Raw genomic sequence first — 2,423 nt, forward strand, 5'->3', positions numbered from 1 at the left:
AGTTGATAAAAAATGTACAGATGTAGTGGCAAGGGCTACTACTTATGATATTACACAAGGCGATGAAGTAGGTTTAATTGTCAACGGGTGTGCGAGTGATATTATCTGGCGAAACGAAAAATTTGAACCAGTGACTACCAATAAAGTTTGGATAAATACACCAACTCAACCACAAACGTATGCCGTTTATTGTAAAAATGCGGCCGGTAATACTTGTGCTTTTCAGTTACCTCCCATAAAAATCAAATGCCAACTAAAACTACTGGAGAACGACGATAAAGCTGATGAAAATTTCTGGGGTACACCCGCTGGCTCAAAAATAATCACACTGCTAGGTTGTGAAAATGGCGTAATTGATTGGTCATTTTCTGGAGAAGGTCAAATCGTAGGGAAAGAAATTAAACCCAATCAATACCTTATTTCAAATATCAAAAGGGATAGGGAAGCAAAAATAAAAGCATCTTGCACAAGATTTGGAGAAACATGTGAATCAGAAGAGCTAATAATAAAAAGACCCAATGTTTTATGTGGTGCTTATGCTGCAGATAAGCCACATAAATTATCAGTGGAGGCTGGGAATATCAAAATTACCTCAGTATGGTATAACCATGATCAAAAGGCTAATTGTTCTAGTGTGAAATGGTCTGATGGCACCTATAGCACAATTAATAAAGGTGATGTATTGCATGTCAAAAACTTTACCCTCCCGACAAAACCAACCGTTTTTGAAGGAATTGCATTAGTTTATGGAGAAGGTGATAATTATACAAGAGAGTGTCCATTCAGTATTGCCTATACCCCTACGCTTAATAATGAAATTCGCAACAACACAATTCCCCAAACCATTTGTACACCTTTCATGGCATCCGCCAGTAAAACCAATTTTGATTGTGATGAACCTATTATACTCAGCAGCAAATGGTGTGGTGTAAGCGAGGCCAACACAGGTGTGGTTACTTGGGAGCCAGCCATTCCGCTTAATGGAATTGTAAAGCCAACCGTACGAGAGATAACCTATAAAGCCACCTGCCAATTTAATGGTGAAACCATCACAAGTCAGGTAAAACTTGTGCGAAACCCTCCGAAGGTATGGATTGTATTAACGGATAAATCTTATCAGGAGCTGTATGGTAACCAAATTATTGCGGGTAACACTGTTACGCTACAATCTTTCGGATGTTACGATGATAATTGTAACATGGGTAAATCTGATTATTATTATCAATACTACTCTCCTAATGGGGTCGCATTAGGTTTTAATAAATTAACGTCTAATGCAATTTTAGTAAATGGGGGTTACAGGAGTATTCAATTTAAAACTATCTGCAAAGCTAATGGTGCAGAAGCACAAACGCAGGCATTCGAAATTCATGTACCAAACCCTTGTGATTTTAATGTGATCGTTGATCAGGCTCACAGTAATCCTCCAATTGTTACGGGTGGATTAGCCAATATTACCATAACTGGATGTGATTTAGGAACAATTTCTTGGCGAAACTCCAATGGTGGCAGTGGAAATATTACTTCAAATAAGCGAATAGATGATAATGCTACCGGAAGCATTACCTACAAAATTGCATGTAATATGAACGGGAAAGGGGCGATTCTGCCTTTTTGCGAGAAAGAAGTAATCATTTATAGGCCTGAGCCAAAACCTGTCATAAAAGACAATACGCAATGTGCTGATTTCTTTCAGGGGAGTTATGAATATAAATTAGGGATGGCAACAGCAGTGCAGACCTCAGCTAATCCCACCTACACACCAAAAGAGAAAGCAATTTATGCGAGTATTGATGATTTCTCTACCAAGGGGGCATTATTAAGACTGATTTCAGCCAATTGTCCGAGTAATATAATTGCTTGGTATGACTCTAAGAATATCAAAATTTCCGATAAAAATATCATCAGTATCCCTTTTCCGGATACTTCGCCTGCGGTCTATACTTCGGAATGCACCCTACAACTCAATAATAATAATACCCAAAAATGCTCATCCCGTGTGACTGTTTATTTTGATCCCAATTACATCAAAGAATTGAATAGAATTCTGGCTAATGAACGAATAGCCATACAACAAAGTAATGTAATTAACGAAGTTAGTCAAGATAACGTAGTGTCTCAGCCAAATGAAGCCACTGCTTCCAACTGTGGTTTCATGAACACCCAAAAAGCCGTAGGTGATATTCTCAAAAACCTGATATGTGACAATGGAAAATTGTTTATTGAAGCACCCATAACCACTGAAAAGGTGGAAACGCTAAAAATTGCTATTCTTGACAATCCGATGTTTCAGGATAAAGGCATAAGCCTTCCGCCCATTACGGATGCTATGATTGTGGATATTACCGCAGGAGGGGCTAAATGCCAAACTGCCATTGACGGCTTAGTGAAAGATGTAGTTGGTATTTCTTTGAAAGAAGATT

The 2,423-nt window shown here is 38.3% G+C and carries 1 protein-coding gene; it reads left to right on the forward strand.

Going from position 1 to position 2,423, the window contains the following annotated elements:
- A partial coding sequence (locus WAA15_RS24340; RefSeq protein ID WP_337045458.1) for a hypothetical protein occupies window positions 1-2,423 on the forward strand: 2,423 nt, incomplete at both ends.

It is taken from the genome of Emticicia sp. 17c, from assembly GCF_037153985.1.
In the GTDB taxonomy this organism is placed as follows: Bacteria; Bacteroidota; Bacteroidia; order Cytophagales; family Spirosomataceae; genus Emticicia.